At 39.2% G+C, this 21,192-nt stretch carries 23 protein-coding genes; 13 read left to right on the top strand and 10 right to left on the bottom strand.

What is annotated here, in order from left to right:
• Window positions 1-5: 5 nt before the first annotated feature.
• Together HQN86_RS20915 and HQN86_RS20910 are read left to right on the top strand one after the other, a co-directional pair.
• A complete protein-coding gene (locus HQN86_RS20915) occupies window positions 6-1,640 on the top strand; it encodes a histidine kinase (RefSeq protein WP_216854474.1) in 1,635 nt (544 codons plus the stop codon).
• Window positions 1,640-2,338: a LytR/AlgR family response regulator transcription factor gene (locus tag HQN86_RS20910; RefSeq protein WP_172662831.1), complete on the top strand. Its 699-nt coding sequence runs from the start codon at window positions 1,640-1,642 to the stop codon at window positions 2,336-2,338. The genes HQN86_RS20915 and HQN86_RS20910 overlap by 1 nt, the downstream gene beginning before the upstream one ends.
• 28 nt (window positions 2,339-2,366) lie before the next feature.
• Here HQN86_RS20910 and HQN86_RS20905 read toward each other — a convergent pair whose 3' ends face one another.
• Complete coding sequence (locus HQN86_RS20905; protein WP_172662830.1) at window positions 2,367-2,825, bottom strand: DinB family protein; 459 nt, start codon at window positions 2,823-2,825, stop codon at window positions 2,367-2,369.
• A gap of 171 nt (window positions 2,826-2,996) precedes the next feature.
• On the opposite strand from HQN86_RS20905, the gene HQN86_RS20900 reads away from it, so the two are divergent.
• From HQN86_RS20900 to HQN86_RS20890, 3 genes are all read left to right on the top strand, one after another.
• Window positions 2,997-3,968, top strand: a complete 972-nt coding sequence (locus HQN86_RS20900; protein ID WP_172662829.1) for an aldo/keto reductase — start codon at window positions 2,997-2,999, stop codon at window positions 3,966-3,968.
• A 44-nt stretch (window positions 3,969-4,012) separates the two neighbouring features.
• A complete protein-coding gene (locus tag HQN86_RS20895) occupies window positions 4,013-4,831 on the top strand; it encodes a helix-turn-helix domain-containing protein (RefSeq protein WP_172662828.1) in 819 nt (272 codons plus the stop codon).
• Window positions 4,832-4,958: 127 nt separating this feature from the next.
• Window positions 4,959-5,744, top strand: a complete 786-nt coding sequence (locus HQN86_RS20890) for a hypothetical protein (protein ID WP_172662827.1) — start codon at window positions 4,959-4,961, stop codon at window positions 5,742-5,744.
• A 96-nt stretch (window positions 5,745-5,840) separates the two neighbouring features.
• Here HQN86_RS20890 and HQN86_RS20885 read toward each other — a convergent pair whose 3' ends face one another.
• The 3 genes from HQN86_RS20885 to HQN86_RS20875 all read right to left on the bottom strand — a co-directional run bounded on the left by HQN86_RS20885 (window position 5,841) and on the right by HQN86_RS20875 (window position 9,268).
• Window positions 5,841-6,218, bottom strand: coding sequence for a hypothetical protein (locus HQN86_RS20885; RefSeq protein ID WP_172662826.1), 378 nt, complete (start codon window positions 6,216-6,218; stop codon window positions 5,841-5,843).
• Between the two features lie 556 nt (window positions 6,219-6,774).
• Window positions 6,775-7,254 (bottom strand): hypothetical protein, encoded by a 480-nt coding sequence (locus tag HQN86_RS20880; protein WP_172662825.1) that lies wholly within the window; start codon window positions 7,252-7,254, stop codon window positions 6,775-6,777.
• 151 nt (window positions 7,255-7,405) lie between these two features.
• The gene (locus tag HQN86_RS20875) at window positions 7,406-9,268 is read right to left on the bottom strand and encodes a LuxR C-terminal-related transcriptional regulator (RefSeq protein WP_172662824.1); all 1,863 of its coding nucleotides are present in this window, start codon (window positions 9,266-9,268) and stop codon (window positions 7,406-7,408) included.
• 212 nt (window positions 9,269-9,480) lie between these two features.
• Here HQN86_RS20875 and HQN86_RS20870 point away from each other — a divergent pair, with 212 nt between their 5' ends.
• Window positions 9,481-9,813, top strand: a complete 333-nt coding sequence (locus tag HQN86_RS20870) for a DUF4870 domain-containing protein (RefSeq protein WP_172662823.1) — start codon at window positions 9,481-9,483, stop codon at window positions 9,811-9,813.
• Between the two features lie 15 nt (window positions 9,814-9,828).
• Here HQN86_RS20870 and HQN86_RS20865 read toward each other — a convergent pair whose 3' ends face one another.
• Entirely contained in the window at window positions 9,829-10,845 is a 1,017-nt protein-coding gene (locus HQN86_RS20865) for an LLM class flavin-dependent oxidoreductase (protein ID WP_172662822.1), read from the bottom strand.
• Window positions 10,846-11,194: 349 nt separating this feature from the next.
• Here HQN86_RS20865 and HQN86_RS20860 point away from each other — a divergent pair, with 349 nt between their 5' ends.
• Entirely contained in the window at window positions 11,195-12,097 is a 903-nt protein-coding gene (locus HQN86_RS20860) for a DMT family transporter (protein WP_172662821.1), read from the top strand.
• A 45-nt stretch (window positions 12,098-12,142) separates the two neighbouring features.
• Here HQN86_RS20860 and HQN86_RS20855 read toward each other — a convergent pair whose 3' ends face one another.
• The gene (locus tag HQN86_RS20855; protein ID WP_172662820.1) at window positions 12,143-12,511 is read right to left on the bottom strand and encodes a hypothetical protein; all 369 of its coding nucleotides are present in this window, start codon (window positions 12,509-12,511) and stop codon (window positions 12,143-12,145) included.
• Between the two features lie 235 nt (window positions 12,512-12,746).
• On the opposite strand from HQN86_RS20855, the gene HQN86_RS20850 reads away from it, so the two are divergent.
• The gene (locus tag HQN86_RS20850) at window positions 12,747-13,124 is read left to right on the top strand and encodes a hypothetical protein (protein ID WP_172662819.1); all 378 of its coding nucleotides are present in this window, start codon (window positions 12,747-12,749) and stop codon (window positions 13,122-13,124) included.
• A gap of 18 nt (window positions 13,125-13,142) precedes the next feature.
• On the opposite strand, the gene HQN86_RS20845 is transcribed toward HQN86_RS20850, so the two are convergent.
• The 3 genes from HQN86_RS20845 to HQN86_RS20835 form a co-directional block, all read right to left on the bottom strand.
• Window positions 13,143-13,373, bottom strand: a complete 231-nt coding sequence (locus tag HQN86_RS20845) for a hypothetical protein (RefSeq protein ID WP_172662818.1) — start codon at window positions 13,371-13,373, stop codon at window positions 13,143-13,145.
• Between the two features lie 469 nt (window positions 13,374-13,842).
• Complete coding sequence (locus HQN86_RS20840) at window positions 13,843-14,682, bottom strand: SDR family NAD(P)-dependent oxidoreductase (RefSeq protein WP_172662817.1); 840 nt, start codon at window positions 14,680-14,682, stop codon at window positions 13,843-13,845.
• An 81-nt stretch (window positions 14,683-14,763) separates the two neighbouring features.
• Window positions 14,764-15,666 (bottom strand): helix-turn-helix domain-containing protein, encoded by a 903-nt coding sequence (locus HQN86_RS20835; protein ID WP_172662816.1) that lies wholly within the window; start codon window positions 15,664-15,666, stop codon window positions 14,764-14,766.
• Between the two features lie 339 nt (window positions 15,667-16,005).
• On the opposite strand from HQN86_RS20835, the gene HQN86_RS26765 reads away from it, so the two are divergent.
• Together HQN86_RS26765 and HQN86_RS26760 are read left to right on the top strand one after the other, a co-directional pair.
• Window positions 16,006-16,911: an alpha-L-fucosidase gene (locus HQN86_RS26765; protein WP_216854473.1), complete on the top strand. Its 906-nt coding sequence runs from the start codon at window positions 16,006-16,008 to the stop codon at window positions 16,909-16,911.
• Window positions 16,908-17,360, top strand: coding sequence for a hypothetical protein (locus HQN86_RS26760; RefSeq protein WP_216854472.1), 453 nt, complete (start codon window positions 16,908-16,910; stop codon window positions 17,358-17,360). The genes HQN86_RS26765 and HQN86_RS26760 overlap by 4 nt, the downstream gene beginning before the upstream one ends.
• A 96-nt stretch (window positions 17,361-17,456) precedes the next feature.
• Here HQN86_RS26760 and HQN86_RS20825 read toward each other — a convergent pair whose 3' ends face one another.
• Window positions 17,457-18,605, bottom strand: a complete 1,149-nt coding sequence (locus HQN86_RS20825; protein WP_172662815.1) for a hypothetical protein — start codon at window positions 18,603-18,605, stop codon at window positions 17,457-17,459.
• A gap of 346 nt (window positions 18,606-18,951) precedes the next feature.
• Between HQN86_RS20825 and HQN86_RS20820 the strand changes: the two genes are divergently transcribed.
• From HQN86_RS20820 to HQN86_RS20810, 3 genes are all read left to right on the top strand, one after another.
• On the top strand, window positions 18,952-19,860 hold the full coding sequence (locus tag HQN86_RS20820; protein WP_172662814.1) for a hypothetical protein: 909 nt from the start codon (window positions 18,952-18,954) through the stop codon (window positions 19,858-19,860).
• 128 nt (window positions 19,861-19,988) lie between these two features.
• Window positions 19,989-20,525: an antibiotic biosynthesis monooxygenase gene (locus HQN86_RS20815; protein ID WP_172662813.1), complete on the top strand. Its 537-nt coding sequence runs from the start codon at window positions 19,989-19,991 to the stop codon at window positions 20,523-20,525.
• Between the two features lie 35 nt (window positions 20,526-20,560).
• Window positions 20,561-20,956: a hypothetical protein gene (locus HQN86_RS20810; RefSeq protein ID WP_172662812.1), complete on the top strand. Its 396-nt coding sequence runs from the start codon at window positions 20,561-20,563 to the stop codon at window positions 20,954-20,956.
• Window positions 20,957-21,192 lie beyond the last annotated feature (236 nt).

Raw genomic sequence — 21,192 nt, 5'->3', positions numbered from 1 at the left:
TCTTTTTGTCATCCTGTAAACAGGATCTCCATTATGAATATACAGACGCCGTCTATAAAAACGGCGACGATTTGAACTGGGCAAAAAAGAACTATGATACCAGCGGCTGGGAGAAGGAACGGGATCCAAAAACTGCCGTTTTTTGGTCCAGAGTTAACGTACGCATCACAAACAGAGATCCTAAAGACAGTATTTCTGTGGGTTTAGGGATTCACAGTTTTGGTTCCTTCGATGTCTACTGGGATGGTGTATTCGTTGGTAAAAACGGTGAGTTTGCAAAAGATAAAATCCATGAGGTACCAGGTACCGAAATGAGCGATTTTTTGTTGCCTGATTCACTGGCCAGATCCGGTTTACACACATTAGCGTTAAGAACTGCACAACATTTTAATACAGGAGAATTAAGAGGTGTTGATGTTAAACTACAATATTATAAGGCATTGATTCAAAGACCTCTAGTTGCCACTTCATATATGAATTTAATGGCAGGTGCTTTTCTTGTTGCAGCTTTCTATTATTTCCTCCTGTACATTAACAGCAGTCGTAAAGAGTTGGATGTTCTAATTTTTGGAATCATTTGTCTGCTTTTCTTTGCTCTGCTGGGGGTTGAGCATGTGAAGTTTTACATTACCATTCCTTACAGCCACTTTTACACACGGTTGGAAATTGTTGGCTGGCTTACCTTTGCCATTTCCCTTCTTGTCCCTTTCTATTTTACCATTCAGTTTTACTTTAAAAAGAAGTTCTGGCTTTTAGGTCTGCAATTACTGATTCTGATCTGGATTTACATCGATAATTTCAGGCATTACGACTGGACAGCCATGTTGTTTAGTTACACCATGTGGTTTTTCTCGCTCATTATTGTAGTAAATGCGTTATTTAGAAATGTAAAAGGTGCCTGGGTAGTATTTGTTGGTTTACTGATGAGTGCAGTAGCGAGTGCATTTATCGTTTATGATTTTTTTCTTTTCATATGTTATACCCTAATTGTACTATCTATGCTTTATTTACACACTATAAGAGCCAAACTACTCGAGAAAGAACACCAGTCTTCTTTAATACTTTCTTCGAGGTTAAAATTGGAATTGCTAAAGAAAAATATTCAACCCCATTTTATAAAAAATACGCTGACTTCTATGATCGACTGGATAGAGGAATCGCCAAAAGATGGTATTGTTTTTATTCAAGCACTGGCAAAAGAGTTTGATATTTTAAATCAAATAGGAGAAGAAACTTTAATCCCGGTCGCCAAAGAAATAGCGCTTTGTAAAGCACATTTAAAGGTTATGCAGTTTAGAAAGGAAATTAATTATGTATGGGAACAGTCAGGTATTGATGAACTGGATTTGATTCCCCCGGCAATTATCCATACCATTTTGGAGAATGGCATTACCCATAGTATGCCCAGCATTGATAAGATCATTACTTTTAAGCTGAGCTTTGAAAAGCAACGCGGGAACAAGCAATATAAGCTGCTAACCATCGCCAGGAACAGAGAAAACAGAATTGAAAAAAAAACAGGGACAGGTTTTCAATACATTGCTGCACGGTTAACCGAAAGCTATGGTGATCAATGGACTTTTGAATCGCAGGCCGTACCCGAAGGTTGGCTTACATGCATAAAAATACATGCTGGATAATGAATATACTACTTGTTGAAGATGAGGCAAGGATTGCCAAAAGGGTAGCGCGGATGAGTCGGGAATTCTTTGGATCAACGATTCAAAATCTTGTGGTTTGCGAATCCGTTAATGGTGGCATTAAATATTTGAGTGAACATACACCCGATCTGTTATTGCTGGATCTGAATTTAAATGGTGAGGATGGATTCGATTTGCTTAAAAGTGTTACCGCCAGCGCTTTTCATACGATCATTATATCGGCTTATACAGAAAAAGCGATTACGGCTTTTGCTTACGGCGTGTTGGATTTTGTTCCTAAACCCTTTGATCAGGAGCGCCTCAACCTTGCATTCAGACGTTTATTTACATCGGGGCCAAAATCTGAAGGTAAACTTGAATACCTGGCTGTTAAAAAGGCCGGTTCCATCGTATTGATTGATATTAAAGAAGTCCGGTACATCAAAGGCGCCGGTATTTACACCGAATTGCATTTACTTAATGGAAAGAAAGCACTTCATGATAAATCACTCGAAAAACTAGAACAGTTGCTTCCTGCCTCTTTTGAGCGCATTCATAAATCTTATATTGTACCGATTAATCAAGCAAAAGAAATCATTGTTCATACCGGCAGTAAATATCTTCTTGAACTTAAAAATGGGGAAATACTACCTATTGGGAGGTCAAGGTATAAAGAACTAAAACGGAAGATTATATAATACCATTAGACACCACTTTACATCTTGATTAAATCTCATTACATTTTTGTAACCTCATAAATTGTATGTAATCCGTATTAACCGGTTTAATGTTATGCATCGTCATTTCTTTAGCTATTTGCGCACGGTGATAGGTGCCATGATTAAAAACGTGCAGCAAAATATCATTAACGGATGTTTCAAAATAGCCAGCAGTTGAGGTTGTATACTTTATAATCGGTGAGTCTGCCGTTTCCAGGTATTCTATCTTTGACAAAGCATTTGCGCTTTCTTCGAGCAGCACGCTGCATATTTCAAGATCGTTTACTTGCCACACACCAATATTGGATGCAACGCCGTTAATTCTGGAAACCCATATCTTTTGCGCATTTACGATGTGACTGAACAGTGTAATACATGATTCGGGAAGCAATTGAGAATTTGTCTGTAAGGCATCCAGCAAAAGTGAATTTGCCCAATTGTTGTATTTGCAGAATTGCTTTAACATAGCAGCGATTGTTTTATTTATCAATTTAAGATTTTTATGGGAATTTTTATTTTAAATGTAATTACACTAATGATAAGTTGAGCCTCACAGACAAGTAAAATGAGCCATATGGGAAATAGCAGGTGAACAAAAGTGATGATCTTTGATTCGTTAATACGTAAATTATCAGTTATGGAACAAATAACAAAAATAAACCTCGGCAAAAATGGTCCGCTGGTATCTAAACTTGGATTAGGCTGCATGCGGATGTCGTCGGTTTGGGGCGGCCCGGTAAATGACGAAAACGAAAGTATCGCTACCATTCAGGAAGCATTAGATAAAGGCATCAATTTTTTAAATACAGGAGACTTTTATGGCAGCGGACACAACGAGCTGCTGATCGGCAAAGCCATCAAAAACAGAAGGCATGATGCTTTCATCAGTGTAAAGTTTGGTGCGATCTTTTACAATGGCCAGTGGCTTGGCTTGGACCTGCGTCCAATGGCCATCAAGAATTTTATCAATTATTCTTTGGTACGCTTGGGTATCGATACCATTGATCTTTATCAACCATGCAGAATTGACGATAGTGTACCAATTGAAGACATCATAGGGACTGTCGCTGACTTAATCAAGGAAGGAAAGGTGCGCCACCTTGGCGTTTCTGAAATTACCCCAACGCAACTGCGTGAGGCGAATAGCATATACCCTGTAACTGCATTGGAAATCGGGTATTCACTGGCCGATCGCCAGATAGAAAGCGACCTGCTTCCAACAGCCAAAGAATTGGGTATCGGTGTAGTTGCGTTTGCCAACACCGCCGAAGGCTTGCTTACGGGGGAGATGACCGCACCACTCCCAGCTAATGATCATCATAATCATTTCACACGTTTTCAAGGAGAGAATCTCATTAAAAATCTGGAAAAAGTTGAAGTATTAAGGCAAATCGCAAAAGAAAAAGGATATACCCCGACACAACTGGCTATTGCTTGGGTCAACACTCAGGGCGAACATATTATGCCATTGGTAAGCATGAGCCGCAGATCAAGACTACCGGAGAATATGCAAGCAATGGAGATAATTTTCAGTCCGGAAGAGGCTAACGCCCTTAACGCACAATTTTCGCCAGGAGCGATCCTTGGTGGCACCTACCTGCAACGATAATAGCCGGGGCTAAAAAGCCCCGGCTATTTTAATATCTTTACATCATGACCAATCCAACTGAAATAATTCCTGGAGTGATCTTTTATTCATATTTCTCTGCTCAAAGAAAAGAGAAAGTGGGTTTTTTTGAGCACAGTACATTAGTGTTACAGGTTTCGGGACAGTTTACTCTGGAGACCACCAGCCAAAAGGTTTCGATGAAAGGTGGCCAGATGCTGCTGATACGGAAAAATCAGTTGGGAGAAATTACCAAAACACCGCTGGAAGGTCAGGATTATCAAACAATTATCATTTGCCTAAAGGAAGACTTGCTCCGGCAGGTTGCCCTGGAGCAGCAAATAGATACCAGGCGCAAATATACTGGTTCGTCCAATGTTCTTATTCCGGAAAATGATTTTCTACATGGCTTTTTCCAATCCATAATACCCTATGTGCGCCATTCAGAAGAAAAAATCACCAGGGATATGGGGATGCTTAAGGTGAGAGAAGCAGTTCAGCTGCTACTGTATACGCTTCCCGAACTCAAGGATTTTCTATTCGATTTCTCAGAGCCGTACAAGATGGATCTGGAAAAATTCATGCTAGGCAACTTTCATTTCAATGTTCCCGTTGAAAAATTCGCACAACTAACCGGAAGAAGTCTTGCTGGCTTCAAGCGTGATTTTCAAAAAGTATTCAATATGTCACCCCGACACTGGCTACAGGAAAAACGGTTGACAGAGGCCCGGCATCTTATAGAGAATAAGCAAAGGAAGCCATCTTCTATCTACCTTGAACTTGGATTTGAAAGCCTTTCTCATTTCTCTCATTCCTTTAAAAAGAAATTCGGAAAGGCACCTACTGAGGTAATTAGTACTTTATAAAATATTATAATTGATAAACTTAAAGTCTGAGCTATCAATAGATAGATAGTCTCATTAAGTCAGCGTAACAATTGTTTTAATTACGCTAAATTATCCTTAAATTAGGTAATGATGACAAGAATCTATCATGTCAAAAATAAATTACAATCCGGCGCTCAGGGCGCAGTATCAATATCTTTTTGATACCTGCATTATTAAGTCAGAGAAATATGTCACTGTAGATGCAGTGATAAGTAAGATTCTGACTGGTAAAAACCGTTATGAGACAGTGGGATTTCCATTAAATATGCCGTGGTATTTCATTGGCATTATACATTATATGGAAGGCAGCTGTAATTTCAAAACCCACCTTCATAACGGTGATCCGTTAACAGCTAAAACTATCCATGTTCCCGCAGGCCGGCCCGTTGGTGGCTCAGCGCCTTACACATGGGAATTTAGTGCGCAGGATGCGCTTAAGCTTAAAAAGCTGGAACAATGGCCTGATTGGGATATTGCTGGCATCCTTTATAAGCTGGAACAATACAACGGGTTTGGCTACAGAAATTTAGAGCACCCTATTCCTAGTCCATACCTCTGGAGCTTCAGCAATCACTATGATAAAGGAAAATATGTGTCAGATGGACACTATGATCCTAATGCGGTATCCGCCCAATGCGGTGCAGCAGTTATCTTAAGACGCTTTATTGAAAGGCAGCTGATCACTGGTATTATTGATAGGATTAGTCTAACCAGGCAATTAGGACAGGAAGTGATCTTTTCACCATCAAAATATGCTACTAAAGCAGAACAGCTACAGCGCTGGCTGGTAAAATTAGGTGCCATTATAAAAATTGATGGCAAAGCTGGCCCTTTCACGAGTGATGCTTACAAAAATATAACAGGCGAATATCTTTCAGGGGACCCTAGATGATCGTTAAAGCCTATAAATATTGAAGATGCATCTTTAAAGGGACAGTGTTGAAATACAAGACTGTCCCTCAATGATAATTCGAGATTGGCTATATTGCTAGTTAACAATAACGCTCAGGCTATAATCAACTACAACATTTTCAAAATAAGCCAAAGTGCTGCCATATTTAGAGGCCGAGCCGCAATAGAAGTTATAATTGTAGGTATGATAAGGTGTATCATACGGAGCGGCAACCTCTACCCTAACATTATAAGTTCCCTGAGGTACATATAAACTCGCATAACTATGCGGGTTGGCGGTTACAGAGCTATAATAGCCCGAAGAATTACTTACTGTCACCGTTGCATTGTAATAAGTGCCATTTCCAAAGGACACGGTAACGTCAGAGAATGGCACTTTGGCTGTCTTGTTGGTCCATGAGCCACATAAAATAATTGTGCAAAAAATCAGGGATAATTGAATTGCTTTTTTCATAATGGTTTAAAATTTAAGGATTAATGATTGTTATAAAAGGTTTGATATAAAAATTAACGCCATTGTGGAAAGTTCATCAGCACGCATTACCAGCGCGCGGTCAGGCTTATTGTTTAATGCTTTTTAGCTCGATGCTGAGTTTCCGGAATTCATATCTTTGTTCTTGATGATCGGTTATAGTTCGTTTCGGTATTACAAGTTAATTTTTATTGATGTAAAATCCCTGTAACATGTTGTCTGATTATGACTATATTGTATCATCAAAATCCTCCATTTACAATCAAAGGATTCTTCGGTTATGGCTTTTTATGAGCAGGCCCAACACTCAGATATCACGGCAGCTAAACTCAGGTTTAACTGGAGCACAGACCTGTTACACACCTGTAAGGTACCTGTTGATATTATACCGTGACCGAACCATTTGTATACCCTGATGCTAGGAGAGCAAGTATCCCGCTAAATTTTATAGCTTGTATTGAATTACCTGGACGTGCGGGACACACAGAGTGGTATCCCGCCGCTTACCCCAGGTACCGAGCGCTACACAATATCTTATTTATTTTTTCTGTTCGGTATAAATTGCAACTCCATCAATAATGAGCGATCTAACATACAGAGACATCTGGATGTACGAAGTCCTGTCGCTGGCCATAAAGCTCTCAGCAACATTACCGCTTGTACCCCCCTTAAAAGCTATTGTTCTGGCGGGCTTTCCAATCTCTGTTGCTTCCATACTTATCGATCCATCGGCCTCTTTAATTTCCCCGGCAATCCATTTTAAAAGAAATGGATCCATATCCTGCTTAAAATCGATACTAACAGCACAAGTGCCTGGATCTTGGGCTAAACCACCTATCTCCTGGGATTTTGTGTAGGAATACACTACATTATTTAGCAGATAGGTCTGAGATGTTTTGGTTTCAGGATCAGTCAGCTTTAATTTTATTACTCTTTCTGCTTGCTGCTGACCAAAGACATGAAGATTAAATGCCAGGCAAGTCAACATTAATAATCCAAATACATTTATTTTTTTCATAGGTAGATATTTACTTAATACAAAAGTATTTTTCTATCCACCCTGAACCTAGAATTTGGAGACTACATACAGACTACTACATCTAATACTGCGTCTACAATACATCTACAGGAGCTAATGACCCTCCAGTAATACACGAGTTCCATCTATATTATTCCTGGGACCTGATAAAATTATCGAGATTAGCTTCTTTATCAAGGCCAAACTTTTGTTTGATTCTGTAACGCGCCATACGGATACTTTTGGGCTCGATACCCAATCTTATTGCTATTTCTTTATTTGATAACCCCATCAGGATATAAGCACAATACTTCAAATCCAGACGGGTAAGAACTTGATTCGCTTTCTTTTGAAGTCTTTCAAAGAAAACCGGATTACTTTCAAAAAAATCAGTTTTTAGCTCCTCAAAATCTTTGTCTATCCTTTTCTGCTGATGTATAATTCGCTTGATTTGTTCATCCAGTGTAAGGTGGCTATCAGTGCTTACCTTTCCCGATAGTAATTCCAGCAATTCATTTTTTTGTTCCATCTGAAGGTTGCCTGCCAATACCTCTTTCTGCAAACGTTCCTGGCGTTCCTTAAGTAAAACCTGTTCTGTCTGGAGTTGCATTGCTTCTGCTTCGTTCAATTGCGCCCGTAATTCTGCAGCTCCTTTTTCTTTGTCGACTAGTTCTTGTTTTCTGATTGATGCTTTGAGTTTATAATTATATGACCTAAGCAAAAAGAGTAATGCTGTAATTCCTGTTAATGCCAACAGGATATAAAAAATATTCCGCTTTTTGTTAAAGGCAGCTTCTTGCTGTAAATACGCAATTTTCTGTTCCTTTTTTTCGGATTGATATTGTGCTTCAACCCTTTGGATGCTATTGATCTTCTCTTCATCAAAAGCCTCCTTGTTAAACTTAATATACTCTTTTAAATAATTTAATGCCCCTTGCTGATCTCCTCTCTTTTCAGCAATATGGGAAAGACCAAGGAACATTCTGGCCTTGGTTAATGGCATTTTTATAACACCACCTGCTACTGCGCTCAATCCTGTTAGCAACATCTTTTCGGCTTCATTGTAATTTCCATCTCGTAAGGCATATTCGCTCTTTAAGCCATAGCAGTTTACCAGAACTTCCTGCAAGTTGGTGTTTGTTGCAATTCGCATTGCGATATCAGTATATTTCTCAGCACTGTCTCTATGGGTATTAGGAAAATACTGGAAATAAATATTGGCAGTATTTAGTGCAATCGCTGCAGTATTGCTACGGATAAGTAATCTGCCACTTTGTTTTTCAGCAAGTAAGAGTGATTTCTTATAAATGTTTAACGCCGAATCTAATAAATTTCGTTTGCTGGTGTCCAGCTTAAAACGATCAAAGTAAGTTTGTCCAATGGTAAAATATGCTGTGTTTAATGCATCTATTTGTTTACTTTTCAATGCGGTTTCATAACTCAGATCCGCATACTTTCGTTGTTTGCCCGGGTCATTTCCATAACCATAAAAGCTCGCCAGGTAATGATACACAGTACTTTCATATTCATAGGCCGCCTGGCCTTTAAAAAAATCAAGTGCTTTCAGAAATTTTGTTATTGCTTTATCATTCTCATCATTTACAAGGTCTAGCCAGCCATTTCTAAGCCATACAAAACCTTGGGTTTCCTGATCTTTGGTCTTTCCTGCATAATACAGGGCACTATCGCGGCTTTCATAAGCACGTTTCAGATCCTTTTTCCAGACGTAAAGATGGATCAACGTAGCAAAAGCCATGGCTTTGCCCCTGCCATCTTTCATTCGGGCACCTATTTGGAGGGCTTCATTAGCAAGTTTAAATGACAATGGCAGGTCTTTCTCAAAATTAGCCTTTGCCAGTTTACAGTGAATATTTACCCGCTCCGCTTCAGAAAGACTAGTTTGTGCCAGTAAGTGATTCAGCGAATCGGTATATATTTTTTGTGCCGTTGTATCTTTCAAAAAAACAAGACAGAAAACTGTGGTAATCAGTAATGGTTTCAGTGGTAGCTGCATATTCAAAAATATAAAAAAGAAATCCTTCTGAAAACCGGAAATAACTCTAAATAGCTGAATTAAAATCTTTTAACTGTTTTATGTAGTTGCATTGTAGACGCGCTATCGAAAGTAGTAGTCGGTGTGTAGTCCACCATTTCTTGGTTTAGGGTGGGCTGGAGGGTAATTTTGGAGCCAATAAGTATCTATTAATGAAACTAAATTATATTTCGATGAAAACTAAAACAATGGCGATTGTAGCCTATTTCACCATCATTGGATGGATCGTTTCTTACCTGGAATTTAAAAAAACCTCCGAAAAGAGCAGTCTGGTTAATTATCATTTAGGACAGGCCCTGGGAGTAATAATCACTTCCATTCTATTGAGTATCATTTGCAGCATCATTCTGGCAGTGATTCCGACATTGGGAATCATTTTTTATTTAATTATGCTGGTTCCATTAATCCTTCTGTTATTTGGTGCTATCGCGGCCTCTAACGAGGTTGAAAAACCTGTACCCTTGATTGGAAAAGTATTTGAGGGAAAATTCAATTTCGGTTCCTAGAAGAACCGATTTGAATTATTTAGTCAATAGTGGAATAACTTTTTCGCCAATTAACGCTATGGATCTCAATAACTGCTCATGGCTCAACCCTGCATTATCCATCTGAAAAGTAAACCTGTCAACGCCCCCTAAGGATTCACTATGTTTCAGCAGTTTCTCTGCAACCTGCTCGGGACCACCTAGTACCAACACTCCTTTTGGGCCAGCCAAATGATCAAACTGTGTTTTGGTAACTGGAGGCCATCCACGCTCCCTGCCAAGTTTGGTCCACAGTTCTGCATATCCCGGATAATATTCTGCAATGGCCTGCTCATTACTTGCGGCAACATAGCCTGGTGAGTGCAAACCGACTTTTAAATTCTCAGGGGCAAAACCTGCGCGGTGACCTGCCTCACGGTACAAATCGATCAAAGGGCGAAAGCGCTCGGTTTCACCGCCAATTATCGCTACCATAAGTGGTAAACCTAATGATCCAGCTCGCGCAAAGGATTCGGGCGTACCACCTACGCCTAACCAAACTGGCAATTTATCCTGAAAAGCACGTGGATATACAGGCTGGTTCTGCAATGCAGGCCTGAATCTGCCCGACCAGCTCACAAATTCCTGATCCCTAATACGCAAAAGGAGATCCAGTTTCTCTGCAAAAAGTGCGTCATAATCGTTGAGATCAAATCCAAACAGCGGATAGGCTTCTATTGCCGAGCCACGACCAACAACAAGCTCCGCCCTGCCTTTGGAGATCAGATCCAGTGTAGCGAAATTTTGATAGACACGCACAGGGTCGGAGGTGCTTAACACCGTAACCGCACTGGTAAGCCGAATCCGTTTGGTCCTTGCTGCAGCTGCAGATAGAATCACTGCCGGGGCAGAATCCAAAAACTCCTTTTTGTGATGTTCGCCAATACCAAAAACATCTAATCCGGCATCATCAGCCATAGATATCCTGTCCAACAACTGTTCCATTGCCGCTACACTACTTAGTGTTTTGCTACCGTACATTGCCGACGCAAAGCTGTCTATTCCTATTTCCATTTTATCCGCCTAGTTTTAATTCACTCAAATTTACGTCTCCGAAAACTAAGGTATATTAACCTATGATAAGAAAAGTCATTTCCTTTACAGTAGCAGATTCGCCTTTCTCGCGCACAACCTATCTTTCCAAATCTGTTATGACTTCAAAATATTTTGATTAGTTTCGTTTAAAATTATCGATATGAACAGAAAGAGTTGTCTTCCTCCTCCTACACCTTAATAATTAACATGCACTGTGAACTTACGGTTCTGCGGATCAGTTGATCAGCACGTTGAATCCTGGGTTACGCATTTCGTTTATTTATTAATCTTTAGTTCCTGTTTTTAAGAACAGACAGACAATTCTTTTATGAAAAAATCATATTTGGTATTACACTTTGCTGTACTACTCGCGGGTTTCACCGGCATATTCGGTAAACTCATTTCCCTTAACGAAGGACTCCTGGTTTGGTACAGGGTATTTTTCTCCTCTATTATCCTGTTACTGGTTTTAAAATTGTTTAAAACAAAGACCAGCGTGACTTCCAAACAGAAGTTTGATATTGCAAAAATCGGGCTTTTTATTACCATACACTGGGTATTCTTTTACGCCAGTGTCAAGTACGCCAATGTGTCCATAGGTGTAGTCTGTTACTGTCTAACCAGCTTTTTCACCGCTGTTTTCAGTCCGATAATTAACCGGCAGAAGTTCAATCTAACTGAGCTTTTATTAAGTCTGCTCACATTGGCTGGCATTGCCCTGATCTTCCATTTCGATTCCTCTTATCAGCTAGGAATAGGACTGGGTGTTCTCTCTTCTGCTTTCGCTGCCATTTACACCATTTATAACGAGCGACTAGTTAGAAAATATGACAGCAGGATCATCAATTATTACCAGATGATTGGGGGTACCATTGCTTTAGGTATAGCACTTCCCTTTTACCTACACTATTTTCCAGCGCCATCCCTCCTTCCGAGCTTAAAAGATACCGGGTACTTGTTGTTACTTGCTTCTTTTTGTACGGTAGGACTTTATGTGCTTTTTGCAGAATCTTTAAAACGCATCTCGGCATTTACAGTAAATTTAAGTTTTAACCTTGAGCCCGTATACGCAATCATACTTGCCTTTCTGTTCTTTAACGAAAGCAAAGAGCTAAGCGTTTCCTTTTATATTGGCTTACTGTTCGTGATGGCTTCAGTTGTTTTGCAGACCATATTTTCGCTTAAACGGTCGTCGGGAACACCTGATGACATAAAAGGTTGTCCCGTATAACTGTTAAGCCTTATGAATTGGATTATCCAGGTAATAGTTATACATTTATTGCAGTGCGGCTGATACTATAAAAAGGATAAAAGATCCTGCCCAGATTGCCCAGCAGATTGCCCTGTTTGTTTGGTTATTTAGCTGATGACTTTTAAATTCCTGAAATATCAGCTCGCTCCTGCCCTTATTCATTAAATACCGCTGAAGGATAATCAGGATGATGATATTTACGCCCAGTACAAGTGGCTTGGTCCAGGATCCCATTGACCAGAATCCAGGATCGGCTAATAGCCAGAGGCTCAATATCAGCCAGCATATACTGAGTTCTACCAATAGCACACTTCTGAAGTCACCAACCCAGCTTTCAGGCTTATTCCGGTAGTGGTAAAGGAATGTAAAATAATAGAATCTTAGGAGTTTCATATCTGGTTAATTGTTTTAAAACAAACTCAAGATAGTTTTTTTTGGCGGTTTCACATATTTTTTGATAAACTCGTTATAGTGCGTGGTTTGGCTATTTACTTGCGGGAAATACGCGTGTTTAGTCTTGAAATCTCCGTATTTTCCGTATTGGCTGCTATTTGTTGAACATTTAACTTCGTAGAATAGGGAAAAAATCTATTCAAACAAAGATTATCTGATATAATGGTAGAAAAATATGGAATACAATGCCGGAGAGATCGTTGAATTGGCAATTCGACGACAAGAGATTAACATCACTGAGCTATCCAGACGCTTACATGTGAACAGACGCACCTTGTACAACTGGTTCACCAAGAATGACCTTCACCCAGATTTGATCCTACAAATAGGCAGGATTATAAATTATGACTTTCATCCCCATTTCGAAAGTGGATTCTTCGGTTTTGAACCTGAACAAGAATTAAATGCTCAGGTTCGAAACGCACAGCAAATGCCTGCAGATCTGGCATTTTACTGGATGGGTAAGTATATTAATTTACTGGAGGAGTATAAGGGATTGTTAAGAAAAGAAAGTTTCAAAAAATCCGACACCTTTACCGCTGTAGATCAGTAAGTTTTTATTTGATACGGTTTATAGCCTATACCGAAGTTTGATATTTCTTCCTATAGCTTTGAGGAGTTCAGGATGATCGTTTACGGTCGCATCAACAACATCCCAATCTCCCTTTGAATTGTAAGCAAGTTGATACTCCATATCTTTTAAGTTAATCCTGATTGTATTAGTTTCTCTTGTTATTCCTTTCGTTAAAACAATATAGGTATAGTCCTTTTCATCAAAAGTGATGCGCATTTGTAAATTCATAATGCAAATATAGCGTGGAAAATGTTCTTTTATTGTGCTTACTTTTTATGATGGTCTATATTTGTATTTGTAATCTAAGTAAATTCAGTATAAAGAGTAAGATTAAGGCGCCTAAAATATAGAGCTGAATTTTGTTTGATTTTTTTACGCCATATTTTTTCAAGCAAATTCTGTCAATAATTATGATCAAAATAGGGACTGGCAGCCAAAGCAAGTTTACCCAGCCCTGTAATCTTTCGTTCATTCCGTTTCGAGTTGTCAAGATTATTGAAGAAACAATTATTCCCAGCAATGATAGCAGACCTAAAGCAAAAAAAACTGTCATTTTATTTAGGAGCTGTATTTTCATAAAAACTAATGCAAAGTGGGATACATTTGATTCCGTGTCATTTTGATCACTTTTGGAAGTTATTAAAATAAAATTATAAATGGAAACTCTGCATCCACCCCCCCCTTTATAATTAGCTGATCATCCATGGTAAGCCATAGCTTTCGATAGCTCTTCGTTGAGTAAATAATCCTTTTTCAGCTTTTCCAATTTAGTCATGGCACGATTGTAGGCATCTTCGCCAAGCAACAGGTAAAGCGGAGGGTTTTCTAAATGAGCTATCTCAATGATGGCTTCTGCTGCCTTTTCAGGGTCCCCAATTTGCTTTCCAGCTTTTTGCAGCATCATCTTCTGCGCGTTATGTACTTCAGTGTATTCCGGAATAGTATGTTGCGCGATATTGATTGAATCTGCATTTAGGAAATTAGTACGAAATGCACCAGGCGCCACCACTGTTACTTTAACTCCGAATTCAGCAACGTCCTGTGCAAGAACCTCGGACAATCCAACCACCGAAAATTTTGTAGCTGCGTAAACTGACCAGCCGCTTGTGCCCGTTATACCTGCTATCGAAGATATATTAATAATATGTCCCGACTTTTGAATGCGCATGTAAGGCATTACCATTCGGATAACGTTCAACGTTCCAAAGACATTTATTTCAAAGCTATTTCGGGTTTCACGATCACTTAATTCTTCGATACTTCCTCCAATACCATAGCCTGCATTATTTATTACAACATCAATACTACTAAAGGCTACATTTGTCTGATGGATGGCGCAACCAACACTGTCTTCATTACTCAGTTCTACTTGCAGCGGTAGAAAGTTTGGTGCGGTAACACCGACGGCATCTACCAATGCCTTTAAATCGCGGGAGGTAGCTGCAACATTCTGACCCGCTTGAAGTAATTGTTTTACCAGGCTTAACCCAAATCCTTTGGAAGCTCCTGTAATAAACCAAGTTCTGATTTTCTCCATATTTCGTTTGTTTTTACGATACAAATATATAGCGAAACATCACCTGAGCGTATACGTCGATCAAACCGATCATTACGAAATTCAAACATGTCGGAATGCCGAAGGGGTAGTACTGGTCTGCTTTTTGAAAAAGTTATTGAAATGTGTGGGTGCTTCGAATCCAAGACAGTAGCTTATCTCGGAAACATTCCAGTTCGTGTGGCGCAAAAGTGCCCTGGCCTCGCTGGTCAGTCGCTCCATAATATGATCCGTAGTTGTTTTTCCAGTCGTCTGACGGACAGCCCGATTAAGATGATTAACATGTACGGATAGTTGATCAGCAAAATCTTTAGCAGAGCGCAGACCAAATCTTTGTGATGGCGATTCGATGGGAAACTGTCGTTCAAGAAGCTCTGTAAATATAGCGGTGATACGTGAATTGGCATCCGGGTGTTGATAGAGGCGGTTAGAAGGCTGTATCTTCAAAGCGTAGTGAATCAACTCAGTGACGTAATTACGTAGTAAGTCATATTTAAAAATATAGTCGGAATTAAATTCTGCCAACATCTTATCAAATAAAGCTAATACAACTGTTTCCTGTTCAGCGTTAAGTACATAAACAGGATTCGCTCCAGGAGAAAACATCGGCAATTGATGAACATTGCTGCGCAACATCTCAGTAAAAAAAGACTCCTTATAAATACAAAATCTGCCCGAATGCTTGTCATTTAGATTTTCAAAAGTATAAGGAACAACTGGGTTGAAGAAGACCAATGCACTTCCATCCATTTCTATGCTTTTATCGGCATAGTGAATAACCCCCTTACCCTTGAAAAGGCTGATCTTGTAGAAGTCCCGGCGACTATATTGAACAGGCTTGGCGCCGGGGAGGTAACAGTCCTCTGATCTGAATACATTAAAGTGTCCAATATCCTGACTGAGGTTATCAGGTAACCAATTAAACTTTTTCTTGTAGAAATCCTCAAGTGTCTCCGTATGTGCCATAATACAAAGTTACATAATTCAAACCAAATCTATTATCCTATTTCTATAGGTAAGCACATCTGATTAGTTTTAAAAATCCATGTCAAAGGGGGCTACTCCTATTCAAGATGCTAACGTGTCATTTAACAAAAAAAAATAGTATTTTAGAAAATGCTCCATAACCGTCTATTTAATCCATCTATTTTTTATCTCATTATATTGGTGGTGGTAGTTTTAGGTGCGTTAATGAGCATTTTAAGGATTTTATAAAAAATACACGTAGGCTGGTTAAATCATCTTTCCAGTCTGGAACTGTAATAAATTTATTGGTTAAACTAATGACGTCACAAGCCCAACTAAATGAAAAATGAAACCATGATAAAGCATTTGCTGAAAGCAACAATGCTTGGCTTTGCTACCTTCAGTAGTATTATTGTTGCGGCTCAGGACAAGTTAGCTTTACCAACTCTCGCGCATCAGGAGTGGTCGGATGCAGAGATTGGTGCAATCTTCCACTTCGATATGCCCACTTTTAAGCCCAACTACAATTGGCGGGTTTACGGTTCGCATCCTCCAGCATCGGTTTTTAACCCTTCGAAAGTAAATACAGATCAGTGGATTGCCGCGGCTAAGGCTGGGGGCGCAAAATACGCGGTGCTTGTAGCAAAGCATGGGTCAGGTTTTAGCTTATGGCCCACAGCTGCTCATGCCTACAGTGTAAAAAATAGTCCCTGGAAAAGTGGTAAGGGGGATTTGGTGAAGGATTTCGTCGAGTCCTGTAAGAAATATGGCGTGCGTCCGGGCATTTATGCTAGTGCATCGACCAATGGTTATCTATGGGTCGATAATCCCGGTGTTGTTCAGAAGGGCGGACCAGTTGACCAAAAAACATATAATAAGATTGTAATACAGCAGCTAACGGAATTATGGACTAATTATGGGAAGCTGTTCGAAATTTGGTTCGATGGAGGAGTGATACCAGTTAGTGAAGGTGGTCCTGATGTAGCTGCTTTGCTTAAAAAACTCCAGCCTGATGCGGTTGTCTTTCAGGGTCCAGCCTCCGCTAAAAACCTGATAAGGTGGATTGGAAACGAAGATGGATTAGCGCCATATCCCAATTGGAGTACCACCAACGGTATTGATGCCACTAAAGGATTTAAGGAGAATGATTTCTCCGGTGTTCCGGGAGGTAAAATCTGGTGCCCGGGTGAAACTGATTTTCCATTGAGAACTGGTGGTTCTGGGTTGATGACACTCAGGACATGATTAGTAAAGAAAAATTCCTGGATAATTATATAACGAGTGTAGGTCGTAATTCCAACATGCTAATTGGGATTGTAGTGGATAGCAGCGGACTGGTTCCTTTGAAAGATATAGCATTGCTAAAAGATTTTGGTGATGCAGTAAAAGTGAAATATCGCCCAATTGCAACAACCTCAGGACGCGGGAAGGAGATTTTACTGAATCTTGGCAAGAAACAGTTGTTGAAAGGAGTGGTGATTAAAGAAGACATCGCAAAAGGGGAAAGAATCCGGAAATACCGCTTAGAAGGGTTTAACGGGCAAAACTGGAAAACAATTGGCGGCGGTAGTTCGGTTGGGCATAAAAGAATTGAAATGTTGACTAAGCCTTCCAGGTTTTCTAAGATTAAACTCATTTTGCTGAACTCGGAAGGTACACCGGTCATTAAAGAACTTGGGGCAATTGGGGAATAGTTATTAGACCACAAAAACAGTCTAAGGGCTATACGGCAGTTTTAAAGGAGGACCCGAAGCAAGGTATAAATAGCTATTCACCATAAATGCAACAGATTATTCTTTCTTTAGAACATACATACTCGAAAATAATTTATTATCATCAAATATTAAATTGATCTTATAAGCTGGGTTTTTAATCTCGATAGTATTGGAATATTTTAACTCTATATCTCCAATTAGATCCTTTTTATCGATGACCTTTAAGACATCTTCTCCTTTCATCCCTTTTTTTAATTGATTTTCAAATGAGACTTCTACGCCATCAAAGTCATTAATAGAATAGCCTTTTAATAAATTGCTCTTCAGATCATTTTCCCCGTTTTTCCCTGCTATAAAGTAGAAATAGAAATTATTGTATTTATTTTCATGCATAACTTCCTGTAAAACTCCATTGGGATCCGATGTGATCACTCTTTCAAAATTTTTGCTGGTGGCAGACTTAAGGAAATCAGCTTCAGTTGAAGTCCCTAAGTTAAGGTCATTGATATTCCAGTTTTTGTCAATTTTTAAGACCGGCTTGTTTTTAATGTCCTTTGGATCTGTTCTGTTCTTCGTTAAGTCTTTCGTGTACGCTTCATTATCACACCCTCCAAAATCTATAAGGCCATTCATACTGTCCCAGTAACACTTTTTTGATAAATCAGAACTGTTTAAAACAATAAGCCTGTCATAGTCTGGAGCATAAAAAACATATTTATTTTCCTTCTTTACATTCCAATATAATCCATGATCTGTATTAGGATTCTTAGTTCCCTTTCCATATCGGATCTCAAGTTTTTTCAGGATCTCTTTTTTTAGATCTGGAGTCTTCATTTCCAATCTGAATCCATATATAACATCGTCAGCTTTATATTCTGTTAAAATTTTAGAAAGCTCTGTTTTGTCTTTAAATCCCTGCATTGCAAAATGACCACCTCCAAACTTGGTAATACTATCTGTTTTCAATCGTTCAGCATTAACCTGAAAAAATACTTTGTGCCCTTTTAAATCAATTCCATCAAATATGAATTTTCCTAAATTTTTCCCTTCAATCAGAAAGCAAAATGGGTACTCCACGGTGTTTACTTCAAGTGCATTTCTATCCTTAAAGTCAATCACATTTTCAATGGGTTCATCCAGGTTTAGTCTTGATAGATCTATTTTTTCCTGTCTATTGCAGGCAATCGTTAAAAATGAAAAAAAGATAAAACATAAATACTTCATGGTGTTCGCTAATTAAAATTACTAGATCACCAATATAAGAAGAAATAATGATGAGATCTTTGAAGTCAGGCATTGCACTGACCCTGATGATAGATAAGAAGATTTCAAAAATTATAAAAAAATCTAAAGACTTTTAAGACGGGATTGAGACTGATAGAAACCAAGAGGAAGTTAAACGAAATGATCTTAATGAATAATGCCCTCAGCAAGCCTTTGACAGCGTGCCAATTGAAATAATATCTTTAATTAAGCTATTTGTGTCAAATGGAGGCAGCCTGTCAAAAAAATCATTGTTAAGTAATTTAAATAACTTTCTTTATCTTCCAGTTGAATATTGAGATACCTCATGATAAGAACCTGCTGTCTGCTTTCCTTGATTTGTTCTGCTAGTATTTACTTTGCACAGGCAAAGGACGCTTATTACGGAGAAGTAATTACCAAAATTGACAATACCGATGAAGGTTCCGATACCAGCCGTCTGTTGTATTGCAGAAATACAGTTGGTAACCGTCTTTCCGTTTACGCAGTTAGAGACGGTGTAATCTCCGAAGCTGCATCTTACCGTTTTACCGAAACCAGCAGTGGGTTGTTCTGCGAGCGTAGATCGCTGATCTCTAGCGGGCAAATGAAAGAAAGTCTGCGCATAGAATTTGAAGACAAATTATCTACGGTAGTGATAAACAAGACCGACCGGTATACGCTTTTTCCCGCTTACTACCTTACCTTTAAACAAGAAGTCAAAGCCAGACACTCGATCATGGCTATGTTAAATTTGCTTTCGGATGCCATAGGCGATTATCCGATTGCTGATGCGCTCCCTTTGTTGAATTATACGCCTAAATTAACTAAAAAAATTTCCCAGGCCAGGATCGTTACGCAGCGCAGCCAGGCAGATATAAAAGATACCTGGACCTGCAAATATTATTACAATAAGCATAATTGGCTGGATTCAGTCAGGGCATTCTCGCCGGAAGAGATCCGGTTTAGCAAAAAGATCCATTACAGCCGGTCCAATGTTAGCTCGATCATTACCTACCTCAATATTGAGAGCCGGCAGACAACCAAAAGATCTATTACCTATGATATGACCAATGGTTCCACGCTCCAATGGCAAGAACAAGTATTTGAAACAGGTAAGAACCAAGAAACACTTTCCTCGATCACCCTAATTAAGAATGACCTAGGTATGCTGAGAAAAATGGAACCATCAAAGATAGAAGTTCTTGAGCTAATTAAAGCGGCTAAAAAACGATGAATCCACAGAGAAACATATCTATTAGCTTAACCATGGTCTTCCTTCCAAACCAGCTTATTAACACAGTCTAACAAAATTAGACTTGTTGAATAAAAGTAAATCTTTAAATTAGTAACCTATCAGAAACTATGGCCATACATGTTGCAATTACCCGAAAAATCCTTCCTGGAAAAGAACAGGAATTTAAAGAATCTCTGCGGAATTTTCTTGGGCAATCGTTTATTCACGATGGCGTGCAAGGAGCCGCAGTCATCTCCTCCTTTCCAGGAGCGTATAGTAATGAAATTGGTATATTAAGAACATTTAAAGACGAAAAAGAACGTGACGCATTCTATAATTCAGAGCAGTTCAACAAGTGGGAAGCTTATGCTTCCACCCTTACCGAACCAGCTGTCTACAGACAATTGACGGGTCTGGAGGCTTGGTTTCGTTCACCAAATCCACCACCAAGATGGAAGATGGCCATTGCTACTCTGTGCGGTGTATTTCCAACGAGCCTTTTTCTGTATTACGCTACTGGTTGGTTACTTATAGGTCTGCCCACTCCATTCCGGTTGCTGCTAACCGCAACGCTCATGGTCGGCATATTGACATGGGTGGTGATGCCAGTGGTTATTAAAATTATGAAAAGCTGGCTAACCGGTAACATTAATTTCACAAACTAAGTTAGAAACAGTGTAGTCTACTAAAGAAAAATCAGATGGCAATATATATCAATTCCTTTGTCCTTTTCGTGGTCCTGTTACTAGCAAACGGGAACAGCCCGGCACAGTCCTCCAAATCGAAGCAGGCGGGAAAGCATTTTGAAGGGTTATGGCTGGATAAAAAAACGAGCAGGCATTTGGAGATATCTTTTAAAGACGGTTATGCAACAATTATTGACTGGACGGGCAAGTTCCAAAAGCGGGAAAGCGGTGATAGCTATAAGGCATTCCTAAAAAATGGAAAACTCATCATGCCGGAAGACATAGGACATCATGCAGCCTACGGTGAAATCATATCAAACGATCAAACGCTGATATACCTAACTAAATCGATTGGAGCAGGAAAAGCATCCGCCTGGGATAGACAGATCTTTACCAAAGCCCGCAGATAAAACCATTCACCTGCTCCTTGCGATTTCTTTGTTCCACTAAATCATCGGTAAGAGGAATGCAGTAGTTTTCAGTGATTACTTACCAATACACAAATTATAAGACACTATAAAACAACAACTTATTAAAAATAAGTAACATTTCAGATTTGTCGAAAATCATCGGTAGTAATTTAGACTGTAATGTTGACAACTAATATAATATATTTCTATTTACCCATGTCGAATTAATCAATTGT

Origin of the sequence: Pedobacter panaciterrae, assembly GCF_013204795.1 — a bacterium.
In the GTDB taxonomy this organism is placed as follows: Bacteria; Bacteroidota; Bacteroidia; order Sphingobacteriales; family Sphingobacteriaceae; genus Pedobacter; species Pedobacter panaciterrae.
The sequence above is the reverse complement of the archived record's forward strand: the minus strand, read 5'-3'. Positions and strand labels throughout refer to the sequence as shown.